The organism is Actinoplanes couchii, assembly GCF_016862075.1.
Taxonomy (GTDB): domain Bacteria; phylum Actinomycetota; class Actinomycetes; order Mycobacteriales; family Micromonosporaceae; genus Actinoplanes; species Actinoplanes couchii.
Window position 1 is genome coordinate 104376 of the sequence record NZ_BOMG01000051.1, and the last position, 13511, is coordinate 117886.

The window sequence follows — 13511 nt, forward strand, 5'->3', positions numbered from 1 at the left end:
ACGACCAGGCCCTATGTTGCGGATCCCGCGCGCCGGGATCCACAACATAGGGCCTGGCGCTCGTTACCTGCTGAGGTAGTCGATGAACGCGGCGCGGAGCAGCGGCTCCTGCTCGCCCAGGTCGTGGCCCTCGAACTCCCGCCACAGGGCGACGGCCTCGTCCACGGTCGGGCCGATCGAGTTCGGTGCGCCGTCGAGGGAGGCGGCGTCGGCGGCGTCCGGCAAGTGCTTGAACACCGACCAGAAGAAGGCGACGTCCCGCTTCTCCCGGGCTTTCGCGAACGCCTGCTCGCGCAGGGCGTCGGTGGAAAGTGCGTCCAGTTCGGCGAAGCTGGGCGAAGTCATACGACAAGCATAGATCAGCGAGCGGTTCCCCACGGGCCGTCGTCCCAGCGCTCGCTGCGGGGCGCCGGGGTGGCCGGGGTGCTCCAGGTCTCCGGCAGGGTCGGTGACCAGGCCGGACCACCGGACGGGGCGGCGTTCCACTCCTCGCCGGAACCCGGGGTGTACGGGGCGCCGTACGACTCGACGAACCGGGTCACCACCAGGCCCGCCGTGCAGACGCTGGCCGCGATGGCGAACAGGGCGATGTCCAGGTCGCGCAGTTCCTCGTACCGCAGGAAGAGGGTCAGCGCGGTGACCGCGAAGAGCGTGCCGAAGATGCCGCCACGCCGCCCGTAGGCGCTGGTCCCGGCGAGCAGGGCCAAGCCGAAGCCGACACCGGTCCACTCCAGGCCGGTGGCCGGCGGGATCGGGCCGGGCGACTGGGCGGCGATCAGCACCCCGGCGCCGGTGGCGAAGAGCGACGACAGGACCAGCGCGAGCACGGCCGGAACCGCGGCGGCGGCACCCCGGCGGCGGGCCGGATCGGACACCGGCCGCATCCGGCCGACGAACCGGCGCACCGGGCCGAGCGCGCCGATCGCCGCGCCCACCACCGCGAGCACCGCGAACGCGCCGAACAGCACGAACGCCAGAGAGGTCGGATCCCAGTCGCCCTGCACCGCGACCGGGCCGGTGCGCAACTGGACGTAGGTGATCACGCCGAGCGAACCGGCCAGCGTCACGGCCCAGCTGGGCACGTGCAGGACCACCACCACGAGGGCGACGGCCAGGCCACCGGCGGCGGCGATGATCAGGGCCGGGACCAGCGCCTGGAGCACGCCGTCGTCCCCGTTCTCGGCGAACTGCAGCGCGGAGGCCAGCGCGATCGGGCCGATCGCCAGGTTCGGCACACCGGCGCGCAGGGTCAGGCCGGCGGCGAGGGTCAGCGCGCCGATCGCGGCGCCGGTGACCAGCAGGGCGTCCAGCGCCGGGCGCTGCAGGGCGGCGGAGTCCTCCCGCCACAGCAGGAAGCCGATCACCCCGGCGACGACCAGGAGCATGACCTCCCAGCCGAGATGGATGCCGAGCCGGTCGCGCCCGTCCTCCTCGACGGCCGGGATCGCGCCGGTGGTGACCGGGGCGCGCAGCGACTGGTCGAGGGTGCTCGCGGTGGTGTCGTCGTACTGCACGCGGCGTCGGTAGGCGGCCGGATCGGGATCGGTCTGCTCGCCACCGGTGCGGCGGTAGGCCGTGTCGTCGTACGCCATGGTCCGCGCCTCCTAACGCCTCCACGAGCGCTGTGGCCGCCCGCCGCAAAGCATACGGATCCGAGAGGTTCTCAGTTCAGAGCCTAAGACTCTTCGACAACCATCGACAGATGCGTCAACGGCGGCCGGTCTCGTCGCCCTCGTTCTCCGGGTTGTCCGGCACCCGGCAGGACCGCTCCAGCCAGAGCGCGGCGGCGATCAGCGCGACCGCGGTGACCAGAGTGGTGGCGGCGACCGGAACGCTGGATCCGGCCTCGTCGGTCGGCTCCATCACCAGCCAGAGCAGCAGCCCCGCGGAGAACCCCGAGGAGAGCGCGCCGACCAGCGAGGACGCCTTGGCCAGGGCGGCGAACCGGGCCACCGACAGGGCGTGCACCGGCAGCGAACCGGGCTTGCGCTGGATCCGGGCGCTGGTGTTCTGCGCGAGATAGGCCTCGGCGATGGCCAGCACGGCCAGCACACCCGCCCCGGTCCACGGCAGCGGCGAGATCCGGTAGAAGAGGTCACTCGTGGAGATCAACAGCCAGGCGGTGGCGGCTGCCGCCAACGCGGCCACCACCAGCGTGGACACACTGGTCGGTCGCAGCGACGGGTCGGTCTGGCGTTCCGGGTTGACGCTCACTCCATCGACTCTAACGACAGCTCCGGACGTGATCGCACCCCGGCGAGGTCCGCGGCCGGGCCGGGCGTGTCCAGCAGCGCCGCGATCGGGCCGTGACCAGGCAGTTCGGCGTCCGGGTCGACGGCGAGCCACGGGGCCAGGACGAACGCCCGCAGGTGCGCGCGCGGATGCGGCAGCGTCAGCTCGGGGTCGTCGTCGAGCACCGGCCGGTCGCCGTCCCAGACCGCGATCACGTCCACGTCCAGGGTGCGCGGGCCGAAGCGACGGTCCGGGTCGCGGACCCGGCCTTCGGCCCGTTCGCACGCCTGGGCGCGGGTCAGCCAGTCCCGGGCGGTCGCGGCCGGGTCGTCCATCAGGACCACGGCATTGAGGTACGACGGTTGAGCGCTGTCTCCCCACGGCGGCGTCTCGTAGACGCCGGAGACCCGGACCAGCCCGGGGCCCAGGGAGCGGACCGCGGCGCGCAGGTGGGCCAGGCGGTCGCCGAGGTTCGCGCCCAGCGACAGGACGGCGCGGGTCACTGCTCCTCCCCCGCGCCCCGGCTCTCTTCCGCGGGCCGGCTGTCCTCCCTCGCGCCCCGGCTCTCTCCAGCGCGCCGGCTGTTCTCCCCCGCACTCCGGCTCATGGTGACGGCCACGTCGGCGAACTCGTGCGGGATCGGGGCCTGTGGCTTGTGCACGGTCACCTCGGCCGCGGTCACCCGTGGGTCGGCCAGGCAGACGTCGAGCAGGCGGTCGGCGAGGCGCTCCAGGAGGTTCACCGGCTCGCCGGTCAGCACGCCGACCAGGGCGCCGGCCAGTTCGCCGTAGTGCACGGTGTCGGCTACGTCGTCACTGGCGGCCGCTGGGGCCAGGTCCAGATCCAGGGTCACGTCCACCACGAAGTCCTGGCCCTGTTCGCGTTCGAAGTCGTAGACGCCGTGGTTGCCCCGGGCACGCAGCCCGCTCAGCGTGATCCGTCCGGTCATCGGTTCTCCCCGTCGTCGGTGGCGCCGTATTGATGATCGTTCGCGTTCCGGTGCTCACCGCGCCACGGAAGACGATCCTTGCTTTTGTACGGTTGTCGGCGCGTACCGGAAGATGGTCCTTGATCTTGTCCGGGTTTGGGTCCGGGTTCTTGTCCGGGTTTTGCGTCGCCTCTGACCGTGTCGTCTCTGACCGTGTCGTCTCTGACCGTGTCGTCTCTGACCGCGGCGGCTCTGACCGCGGCGGCTCTCACCCGGTGGCGGGGAAGCGGGGGGCGCCGGTCGCGTGCCAGACCGCCAGGGCGTCGGCTGTCGCGCGCACCTCGTGGACCCGGACGCCCCAGGCGCCGGCGGCGACCGCCAGCAGAGAGGTGGCCAGGGTCGCCGACTCGCGGCCGTCCACCGGGCGCGGCGTGCCGTCCGGGCCGGCGAGCAACCGGCCCAGGTAGGTCTTGCGGCTGGCGGCGAAGAGCACCGGGAAACCGAGATCGACCAGATCACTCAGGTGGGCGCTGAGGGCCCAGTTGTGCTCGGGCAGCTTGGCGAAACCGAGGCCCGGATCCAGGACGATCATGGCCGGGTCGACACCCGCGGCGATCGCCTCGTCGGCGCGGGCCCGCAGCTCGTCCCGGACCTCGGCGACCACGTCCTGGTAGACGGCCAGCTTCTGCATGTCCCGGGAGTGCCCGCGCCAGTGCATCAGGATCCAGGGGCAGCCGGCGGCGGCCGCGACCGATGCCATGGCCGGGTCGGCGAGTCCGCCGGAGACGTCGTTGATCACCACGGCGCCGGCGGCGAGGGCGGCCTCGGCGACGGCGGCCCGGGTGGTGTCGATGCTGACCGGTACGCCCTGGGCGAACAAGCGGGTGATCACCGGAACCACCCGGGCGATCTCGGTCTCCGCGTCCACCCGGCCCGCGCCCGGCCTGGTCGATTCGCCACCTACGTCGATGACGTGGGCACCTTGCCGAAAAAGTGCGACGCCGTGCTGAACCGCGGCTTCGAGGTCGGTGTATCTACCACCGTCAGAGAACGAGTCCGGCGTGACGTTGAGGACACCCATCACGACCGGGTGATCCCGGCGGAGCAGCTCAGCCCCTGTGAGCTGCGACTCTGTCGGCGAAGTGGACACAGGGAAAGAGTAGGGGCAGCGGTGATTCGAACACGTGTACGATGCCACGTGACCGAGATTCATGCACTCCTTCACCTTGGGTAACGAAACGGGCGCTTGTTGCTCGCAAGTACGGGCCGTACTCTTCGGAACTGGGCATCATGAAGTGACCGAAGAGAGCAGAGACGAGCATGGCAGTGCCCGAACGGCTCACTCGACGCGGTGGGTCAGAGGTAGCACCATATGGGCGTTGCCGTACGGCTTCACAACTGCAGCGTGTCCGTACCCCCCATACCGGACACGGGGAGGTTTACCGATGATCGCCACCGAGCTCGTCATTCTGGCGGCTGAGCCGACAGGCAGCATCAACACCGAAGGCATCGTCACCTTCTTCGCGAGCAACATCGCACCGATCCTGCTCGCGGTGCTCGGCGTGATCTTCATCGGTCGCGCCGGCCGTGGCGAGATCTCGAAGGTCCTCACCAGCTCGGCGATCGCGATCGTGGGCCTGGCGTTCATCGCCGGCGCGGCCACGCTCTTCTTCGTCGGCGAGTCGATCATCGACCTGATCTTCAACTGAGATGCGGCTCCGGACCGACGACGACATCTACCGGGCGCGCCTGGTCTATCTCGGCCCGCCCGGGTACACCCTGCCCATTCATCTGCCGTACGCGCAGTACGGGATGTTCGTGGTCCTGGTGCCGCTCTTCATGGTCATCCACTACCTGATCACGCTCGAGTTCGACCCGTTCCCGGCCTGGGAGATATCGCTGGCCATGGTGTCGACGTCGTACGTGTTCCGCCATGTCGACCCGGACCGCCCGGCCCGCGTCGTCATCCGCACCGCGCTCACCGACTGGCGCCGCACCCGCGAGCCCGCCGTGGAGCAACGCGATCCGAGACTCGTCGCCACTCGCATCCGCGTCCGGGAGGAGTTGGTATGACCAGTTGCCAGGTCGTCCGCGCACACGAGGTCCACGCATGACCGGACCCCATCCGCACGGGCATCCCCGGGCGGACGCCTCGTCCCGGGACAGGCAGAGTAACGGTGTGCGTTCGGACAACTACTCTTCGCCCGGTTCGCTCGACGACGCCGAGGAACTCGTCGCCGCGCCCGGCCACGGTGGAGTGGGTGTGTTCCAGGCGCCGCAGCCGGTGCGCCCGCGACCCTCCGGCCTGGAGGGCGACATGGACATCGACTCGCCCTTCCTTGATCTCTTCGGTGGCGGACCGGCTCCCCGGAAGAGTGATCCTTTCCCGACGGTCGCCCCCGATCCGGTGCCTTCTGCTCCGGTCCGGCCGGTTTCCGCCGCGCCCGTCTCCACACCTCCGGCCCGTCCCGTCTCCGCGCCGCCGGCACGCCCGGTCTCGGCGCCTCCGGTCCGTCCGCTTCCCGAGCCTGCGGCCCGCCCCGTCTCGGTGTCGCCGGCCCAGGCTGCCCCGGTCGCTCCGGCGCCGGTCACTCCGGAGCCCTTCCGGTCGCCCGCTCCCGAGGCCTTCCGGTCGCCCGCTCCTGAGGCTTTCCGTTCGCTCGCTCCTGAGCGTCCCCGTGAGTCCGCGCCCGAGCGGTCGCGTGAGTCCTTCACCCGGGCGCCGGTCGGGCCGGAACCCGACTTCTTCCAGGAGAACGGGAACGGGCGGCACACCCTGCCGCTGGAAGGCGAGCCGCCGCCGGCCGACGACGAGTGGACCGACTTCGAGGACTGGCCGCCGCAGGCCGGGCGGACCACCTCGGCGCCGCTGTGGGACGACACCCCCGCGCCACTGGCCGCCGCGCCCGCCACGACCGCCCCCGCGCCGCTGCCGGTACCCGTACCGGAGAAGGCACCGGCCCGTCGCCGGGAGAAGGCTCCGGCGAAACGCAAGGAGCCGAAGGAGCCGAAAGCCGCTCCGCTGCGGCCGCAGAAGCTCAAGTTCAACGACCGCGACCCCAGCGTCGAGCTGGCGATCAGCGAGATCGCCGGGCACCTGACGTTCACCCAGAGCACCGTGACGGCCTGGTACTACCTGCCCGAGGTGCGCTGGGCCTTCCGGCCGGACGCGGAGCGCGAGGCGCTGCTCAGCGCCATCTCCGAGCAGTACGCCGGGCTGGCCGGGTTCCGGCTGCACCTGCGCCGGACCACGCGCCCGTTCCCGGCCGACGAGTGGGCCCGCACGGTCGACTCGTTCACCGCCAAGCCGCTGCCCGACGTGCACGGCTCCACCTCCTGGTCGGACCACCTGGTCGCGGCCCAGCGGCACCTGCTGTCGGTCAATCACGCCGAGGGCCAGACGTTCCTCGGCGTGACCTTCGCCCGGCGCTCGCTGGGTGACACGCTCTCCGAGCGGATCCTGCGTACGTTCGGCAAGGGCACCTCCGACGGGGAGCGGCGCAAACTCGGCCGGACCGTGGAACAGTTCGACGAGGTGCTCAACGCGTTCGGCATGCGCGGGCGACGGGTCACCCCGCAGGAACTGGAATGGTTGCTCTACCGGTCGGTGGCGCTCGGCATGGCCCCGCCCGGGCTCCTCTCCCCCATCTCCAACGGGCACTGGGAGACCGGCGACCTGCTCGCGCTCACCGAGGCGGTCGAGCGGTACCGCACGCCGTACGGCTCGACGGTGAAGCTCGTCAACCGGATGACCGGCGAGGAACGGCACGTCGCCGTCCTGTCCGTCGGCCGGATGGAGCCACTGGAGATCCCGGAGAAACACGAGCCGTGGATGCACTTCCACGAGCGGCTGCCCTGGCCGATGGAACTCTCCTCCCGGATCGACATCCTCGGCTCCAACAGCTCGTTCAAGAATCTCGAGCACCGGCTGCGGATGATCCGGTCCCAGCAGCTCGACTACGCCGAGCACGGCATCGACGCGCCGCCGGAACTGGAGCGGCTCGCCAAACGTGCCCTGGTGATCGGCGACGAGATGACCACCGGCCTGCCCACCGACTCGGCCCGGGCACACGGCTGGCACCGGATCGCGGTCGGCGGCGCCACCCGCGAAGAATGCCTGGAACGGGCCCGGCGGCTCATCCAGCTCTACTCGCGCGAGCTGCGGATCTCACTGCAGCACCCGAAGAACCAGGACCAGCTGGCCCGCGAGTTCATCCCCGGCGAACCGATCGCCAACACCGGTTACGTCCGCCGGATGCCGGTCAAGCTGCTGGCCGCCGCCCTGCCACAGGCCGCCTCCAACGTCGGTGACCGGCGTGGGGACCTGATCGGGCGTACCGCGGGAACCTGCCGGCGGCCGGTCTTCCTGGACCTGCACTTCCCGATGGAAGTGCGCGAGCGTTCCGGACTCGGCGTGTTCGTGGCCGAGCCCGGAGGCGGCAAGTCGACCCTGATGGGCGCCCTCGGCTACCTGAACGCCCGCCGAGGTGTCCAGGTGACCCTGCTCGACCCGTCCGGCCCGCTGGCCCGGCTGTGCCAGATGCCGGAACTCCGGCCGTACTCGCGGGTGCTCAACCTGACCGGTTCCGAACAGGGGACGCTGGCGCCGTACTCGCTGATCCCGACCCCGGTACGGGCCGAGTTCCCGACCGGGCCGGCCGGCGACCGGGAGTACGAGATCGCCGTCTCCAACGCCCGCGCCGAACGCCGCATGCTCGTCCAGGACATCTGCTCGATGCTGGTGCCGCCGCAGGTCGCCAAGGAGGCGTCCACCGCGACCCTGCTCCGGCACGCCGTCCGGCAGGTGCCCGCCGAGGAGACGTCGACGCTGGACGACGTCGTGCGTACCCTCCAGGGTCTCGACGACGAGGGCCGCGAACTCGCCAACCTGCTCCTGGACACCGCAGAGATGCCGCTGGCGATGCTCTTCTTCGGCCACCCGCCGCCGCACCTGCTCGGCGCCGACTCCGCCCTCACCGTGATCACCATGGCCGGGCTGCGACTGCCCGACCTCAAGATCGAGCGTGAGTACTGGTCGGCCGAGGAGTCCCTGGCCCTGCCGATGCTGCACACCGCGCACCGGCTCGCCGTCCGCCGCTGCTACGGCGGCTCGATGACGTCCCGCAAGATGGTCGGCCTGGACGAGGCCCACTTCATGGAAGGCTGGCGGTCCGGCCGCTCCTTCCTGGTACGCCTCGCCCGCGACTCCCGTAAATGGAACCTGGCCGCCCTCGTCGCCTCACAGAACCCGCGCGACATCCTCGGCCTCGACGTCCAGAACCTCGTCTCCACCGTCTTCGTCGGCCGGATCGCCGAGGACCAGGAGATCGCCTCCGAAGCGCTCCGGCTGCTGCGGGTTCCGGTCCACGACGGGTACGAGGCGACGCTGGCGTCCCTCTCCCAGGTTGACTCGTCCTCCCAGCAGCGACTCGGCTTCCGCGAGTTCGTGATGCGCGACGTGGACGGCCGGGTCCAGAAGGTACGTGTCGACGTGTCCTATGTCGACGGGTTGCTCGAACACCTGGATACGACACCGGGCGTGGTGCCACCGCAGGTGGTGCCTCTGCCGTCCGACCTGGAGGTCTGAGATGGTGCGGCGGGGGTTGGCGTTTCTCACGACGTTGTTCGTCCTGGTCGTCGCATCGATAGCCTGGGCGGTGGCATCACCGTCCCCGGCTTCCGCCGCGCCGCCAGCCGGTCAGCTCTGCTCCGTGGAGGAGTGGGGCCAGGACATGGTCGGCTGCATCAAAGCCCTGCCGAAAGTCACCGACTCGGCCACCAAGTGCCTGACGGCCCCGACCCCGAGCACACCTGACTCCGGTCTGGCCGGCTGGTTTGCCGAACGCCCCGCGTCCTCCACGCTGAACGGACCGAAAGGCATCTACAGCAAGTACGGCTACGCGGGCTACACCTACACCACGTATGACCTGGACAGTGGCTGCGCCGCAACCCTGGTCGACCCCGACTTCAAGATCGAGACCACTGTTGCCAACGGCGAGTTCATGATCGCCACCGCAATCGTCGGAGCCTCGAACGCTCTCCGGGAACGTGCTTGGGAGCCACAGAGTCTGTGGGGCTGGGCCGACACTCTGGTCGAGGAGACCACAGACGCCGTCTACAAGAAGGTCTTCACCGTCTTCGGCACGATCACCCTCGCCGTGATCGGTGTCTACCTGATCTGGCGGTCCCGCCAAGCCGAGATGGGCGCCGCCACCACGACGATCGGCTGGGCGCTACTCGTGATGGTCGCCGTCACCGCGATCGCGGCCTGGCCGGTGAAGTCTGCGAGCGTCGCCGATCAGACGTTGATCACCGGCCTCAGCGCTGTACACAGCGCGGTCGGTCCACGTCCACAGGACCAGAGCGCGAGCGAGTGCCGCCTCGGCTCAGCCGACGCCTGCAAGGATCAGCGGCCCCCGGCCGTCCGGGCCAGCGACACAGCTACCGACACCATGCTCTACCGCAACTGGCTTCGCGGAATCCTCGGCTCCGCCGAGAGCGAGACGGCCAAGAAATACGGCCGGGCGCTCTACGACGCTCGTTCTCTGCAGTGGGACGAGGTGGAGAAGCTCCGCGCGAACCCGGAGACACGAGATGCTTTCCTGAAGGCGAAGAACGACCAGTGGCACACGGTGGCCGCACAGATCAAGACCGAAGACCCCGAGGCCTACCAGTACCTCCAGGGCATCAACGGCATGGATCGCATCGGCACCGGCTTCATCGCCATGCTGGCCGCGTTCATGTACGCGCTGTTCGACATCACCGCCTCGATCCTGGTCCTGCTCGGGTTCCTGATCTTCCGTTGGGCCGTCATCGCGGCTCCGCTCCTGGGAACGATCGGTCTCCTGCGTCCGGCCAGCGGTGGTATCCGGCGTCTCGGCAATGCGGTGGTCGCCGCCGTCTTCAACATCGCCATCTTCGGTACCGGAGCGGCGATCTACCTGTTTGCCGTCGACCTGATCATGAATACCTCGGGCCTACCTGGCTGGCTCCAGGTGGTGCTGGTCGGTCTGTGTGGCGTCGCGGGCTGGATCCTTCTCCGCCCCTACCGGCGCATTACCCAGCTCGGCGGCAAGGACGGCGCACGGGACATAGCCACTGGCGGCTCTTGGCGCCGAAGCTTCTTCCGAGACGTGCGGGAGGCTGCCAAGATCGACTCTGAGGGCGGCGACGGCCGGGACGGACGCAACGGCAGGGACGGCATCAGCAAGGGCACCCGCACTTTCGAACAGCGCAACCTCCGCCCCGAGGCGCGCCTGGAGGATCCCGCACACGGGTCCGGGTCGCGGATCGAACGCACCGAGGTTGTCGCGGCGGGAAAGACGGCACGGCCCGACGGTAAAGAAACCGTCGTCCGGGATGGTGTCGTCCGCCGGGAGAACGTCGTCCGCCGGGAAGGTTCTTCGCCGTCGTCCCCCGAGAAGCCGCCGGCCCGGAGTGCTTCCCGGCGTGCGCGGGTCAGCCCCGACTGGGCCGAGCCCGATGTCACCGAGAAGCCCACGTCGTACTCGATCTACCGTCCGGAAACCCGCGCGACCACCGAGGAACCGGCGAGTCCGCGGGTGCGCTCCGAGACGAGGTGACGAATGCCCCGATTGATCGAGCGTGGCCTCACCGGGATCTTCCGGTCGCGGTGGGGCATCGCCGTCGTCCTCACCGTCATCGTGCTGGCGGTGGTGGGGATCGGCCGGCTCTTCTCCGACGGCCTGGACTCCACGTCGCTGGGTAGCGAGAGCCCGCTCCCAGCGATCAGCGTCAACCCGTCGGACAACGACAGCGTGGTCTCGCCGGAACCACCGCCCACCCCGCGCACCAGTCCCGGCCGGGCTCAGCCCGAGGCGGTCGCCTACGCGTTCGCGTCGGCCTGGGTCTCCCACCAGGACGTCACCGCGAAGAAGTGGCTCACCCGCCTGCAGCCGAACTCGACCAAGAACCTCGAGGAGCAACTGCGTGAGGTCGACCCGTCCGCGGTTCCGGCGGACCGGGTGATCGGCCGGCCGACCCTGCTCGCGGTCACCGACACCATGGTGAACGCGACCGTGACCATGGACACCGGCAAGCTCGGCCTCCGGCTCGTCGCCCCGGACGGCTCCTGGCTTGTCGACGGCATCGATTGGGAGCCGGCGTGACGTTCCGGCGGCCCCGCAAACTCGTCCTCCTGGTCGCTACGGCCGTCGCGCTCGTGCTGCTGTGCTGCGGGGGCGGCCTCACGGTTCTCCTGCTCAACGGGCTCAACAGCAACGACGACAATCGGCTTCTCAACGCATCGTTCGGCTGCGGCCAAGGTGGGGTCGTGGACCCCGACTCCAGCCTGCCCCGGATCCGGCCCTACAGCACGGAGGAGATCCGCAATGCGGCGATCATCATCAACGTCGGCGCGGATCTGAAGCTGCCACCGCGGGCCTGGGTGATCGCCGTGGCAACCGCGATGCAGGAGTCCTCGCTCAGCAACCTCGGCCACCTGGGCACCCGGAACGACCACGACTCGCTCGGGCTGTTCCAGCAGCGGCCCAGCACCGGCTGGGGAACTCCGAAGCAGGTCCAGGATCCGGTCTACGCGAGTACGAAGTTCTACAACAAGCTCAAGACGATCGACGGCTGGGAGTCGATGTCGCTGACCCGGGCCGCGCAGAAGGTCCAGATCAGCGCCTATCCCGACGCATACGCGAAGCACGAGCCACTGGCTACCGAGATCGTGAACTCGCTTGCCGACGGGGCGGCGCAGGCCGTCGGCAACTCGGCGAACCTGGAGTGCGCGGCGGCCGGGCAGATCGCGGCCTCCGGCTGGACGATCCCGGTGAAGGCGCCGGTGGGTTCCGGGTTCCGGAGCCCGGAACGGCCCACCCACCAGGGTGTCGACCTGATCGTGGAGAAGTACCGGCCGATCATCGCGGTGGCCAGCGGGGTCGTGTCGCTGGTCAAGTGCGATGAGGACTTCCGCGGACGGAAGACCTGCAATGTGGACGGTTATCCGGGCAAGGGCGGCTGCGGGTGGATGGTCGAGATCATTCACGCGGGCGATGTGATGACGCGTTACTGTCACATGGTGCAACGGCCCTTCGTTCGAGAGAACCAGCAGGTCAACGCGGGCGACGTGCTCGGCCGCATCGGCAGTAGCGGCAACTCCTCCGGTCCGCACCTGCACTTCGAGGTGCACCTGAACAACGACCGGTCCAGCTCCGGCGCGGTCAACCCGGTGCGGTTCATGCAGCAGCAGGGCGCGCCATTGGGCAACGAGGGATGATGCCGGATCCGTTCAGCAGTGGCCGGGAGAGCGCACTGGACTCACCCCGACCGATCGTGCCCACACCCGCCATGATGGCCGGCGACCTGCGAGGTCGCCGAGTGCTGGTCGGCCTGCCGGGTTATGGCTGGCGCGGTGATCTCCGGGCCGACGAGAAGGTGGTCCAGGGCAGCCGGACCTACATCCCGGTGATGCCGGAGGGCGAGTGGTACCGGGCCGAGGCGGAACGGACCGAGGTCTTCGCCGCTCTGGTCCCGGTCGAACGGGTCTGGGTCGAGGAACTCGGGTTCGCCGGCACCAGCACGCCCGGCGCCAAGGTCAACCAGCTGGTCTCGCTCGACGAGCCGCCCCGACGGCCACCGGTGTCGGCGATCGACGCCGATTCACTGACCGGGCGACGGGTCACACAGGTCCTGGACGACGGTGAGGAACGCCGGGATCTGCGGGCCGTCACCGAGTCGCATGTCAGCGACGACGGCACGGTCACCGTGCGGGTGGCCCAGGAACTCGACTGGTACCGATGGGGCTGGTCCGGCAAGCTCCCCCGCACCCTCGAGGTCCCGGCGCACCTCATCTGGGTCGAGTAACGCTAGCCCTTCGTCGCGCTGCAGACCCGCCAGCCGTCCTGATCGACGACACGGAACGTCCAACTATCCGTCAGGTGCTCACTGTCGTCGATTGAACGAGTCAGTTCCACTTGAACCGTTCCCTGGTCGCCCGCGGTCGCGACCACGAGTTTGCCCGAGGTCACGTTGATGGTGACCGAATACTTGGCCTCGCGCGCGATCAGATCAGCACGGAACGCGGCGATCTCGGCGAAGTCCGCACCGCTTTTGCAGGCGTACAGCGCCACCTGGTTCTCGTCCCGATCGACCAGATAGGCGCGGATGAAGCTATCGACCACAGCATCCGGCGCGGTTCGCTTGATCTCGGTGGCCTTGTCGTAGAGGGTCACGAAAAGGCCGATACCACCCAGGCACAACAGGGCCAGGATGCCGCTGCCCAGGGCGAGAGCCAACCGAACCCGGCGGTTCTGGAGGGCTCCGGTCCGTCGACGAGGCGAGGGCGCGATCGTCACGGGCTCACTCTCGGGTTCGTCGACTGGCT

13 protein-coding genes and 1 pseudogene are annotated in these 13511 nt (G+C 69.7%); 7 read left to right on the forward strand and 7 right to left on the reverse strand.

Features of this window, described 5'->3' with window-relative positions; translation table 11 throughout:
• Window positions 1-63: 63 nt before the first annotated feature.
• The 6 genes and pseudogenes from Aco03nite_RS19765 to folP all read right to left on the reverse strand — a co-directional run bounded on the left by Aco03nite_RS19765 (window position 64) and on the right by folP (window position 4241).
• Window positions 64-345, reverse strand: coding sequence for a hypothetical protein (locus tag Aco03nite_RS19765; protein WP_203796849.1), 282 nt, complete (start codon window positions 343-345; stop codon window positions 64-66).
• Window positions 346-359: 14 nt separating this feature from the next.
• The gene (locus tag Aco03nite_RS19770; protein WP_203796850.1) at window positions 360-1592 is read right to left on the reverse strand and encodes an ABC transporter permease; all 1233 of its coding nucleotides are present in this window, start codon (window positions 1590-1592) and stop codon (window positions 360-362) included.
• Window positions 1593-1707: 115 nt separating this feature from the next.
• Window positions 1708-2214 (reverse strand): DUF3180 domain-containing protein, encoded by a 507-nt coding sequence (locus tag Aco03nite_RS19775; protein WP_239145285.1) that lies wholly within the window; start codon window positions 2212-2214, stop codon window positions 1708-1710.
• The gene (gene folK / locus Aco03nite_RS19780) at window positions 2211-2735 is read right to left on the reverse strand and encodes a 2-amino-4-hydroxy-6-hydroxymethyldihydropteridine diphosphokinase (RefSeq protein WP_203796851.1); all 525 of its coding nucleotides are present in this window, start codon (window positions 2733-2735) and stop codon (window positions 2211-2213) included. The genes Aco03nite_RS19775 and folK overlap by 4 nt, the downstream gene beginning before the upstream one ends.
• 89 nt (window positions 2736-2824) lie before the next feature.
• Window positions 2825-3181, reverse strand: a pseudogene (folB, locus tag Aco03nite_RS19785) (dihydroneopterin aldolase); the annotation flags it as partial.
• A 247-nt stretch (window positions 3182-3428) separates the two neighbouring features.
• The gene (folP, locus tag Aco03nite_RS19790; protein ID WP_203796896.1) at window positions 3429-4241 is read right to left on the reverse strand and encodes a dihydropteroate synthase; all 813 of its coding nucleotides are present in this window, start codon (window positions 4239-4241) and stop codon (window positions 3429-3431) included.
• Between the two features lie 364 nt (window positions 4242-4605).
• Here folP and Aco03nite_RS19795 point away from each other — a divergent pair, with 364 nt between their 5' ends.
• Genes Aco03nite_RS19795 through Aco03nite_RS19825 form a run of 7 tightly spaced genes read left to right on the forward strand, consistent with a single transcriptional unit; the run spans window position 4606 to window position 12991 of the window.
• Window positions 4606-4869, forward strand: a complete 264-nt coding sequence (locus Aco03nite_RS19795) for a hypothetical protein (RefSeq protein ID WP_203796853.1) — start codon at window positions 4606-4608, stop codon at window positions 4867-4869.
• A 1-nt stretch (window position 4870) separates the two neighbouring features.
• A complete protein-coding gene (locus Aco03nite_RS19800) occupies window positions 4871-5233 on the forward strand; it encodes a hypothetical protein (RefSeq protein WP_203796854.1) in 363 nt (120 codons plus the stop codon).
• Window positions 5234-5270: 37 nt separating this feature from the next.
• Window positions 5271-8747: an ATP-binding protein gene (locus tag Aco03nite_RS19805; protein ID WP_203796855.1), complete on the forward strand. Its 3477-nt coding sequence runs from the start codon at window positions 5271-5273 to the stop codon at window positions 8745-8747.
• Window position 8748: 1 nt separating this feature from the next.
• Window positions 8749-10743 (forward strand): MFS transporter, encoded by a 1995-nt coding sequence (locus Aco03nite_RS19810; RefSeq protein WP_203796856.1) that lies wholly within the window; start codon window positions 8749-8751, stop codon window positions 10741-10743.
• A 3-nt stretch (window positions 10744-10746) separates the two neighbouring features.
• Window positions 10747-11289 carry a hypothetical protein gene (locus Aco03nite_RS19815; RefSeq protein WP_203796857.1) on the forward strand — a complete coding sequence of 181 codons (543 nt, stop codon included), beginning with the start codon at window positions 10747-10749 and terminating at the stop codon, window positions 11287-11289.
• Window positions 11286-12404, forward strand: coding sequence for a M23 family metallopeptidase (locus Aco03nite_RS19820; RefSeq protein ID WP_203796858.1), 1119 nt, complete (start codon window positions 11286-11288; stop codon window positions 12402-12404). The genes Aco03nite_RS19815 and Aco03nite_RS19820 overlap by 4 nt, the downstream gene beginning before the upstream one ends.
• Entirely contained in the window at window positions 12404-12991 is a 588-nt protein-coding gene (locus Aco03nite_RS19825; protein WP_203796859.1) for a hypothetical protein, read from the forward strand. The genes Aco03nite_RS19820 and Aco03nite_RS19825 overlap by 1 nt, the downstream gene beginning before the upstream one ends.
• 2 nt (window positions 12992-12993) lie before the next feature.
• On the opposite strand, the gene Aco03nite_RS19830 is transcribed toward Aco03nite_RS19825, so the two are convergent.
• A complete protein-coding gene (locus tag Aco03nite_RS19830; RefSeq protein WP_239145286.1) occupies window positions 12994-13482 on the reverse strand; it encodes a hypothetical protein in 489 nt (162 codons plus the stop codon).
• Between the last annotated feature and the right edge of the window lie 29 nt (window positions 13483-13511).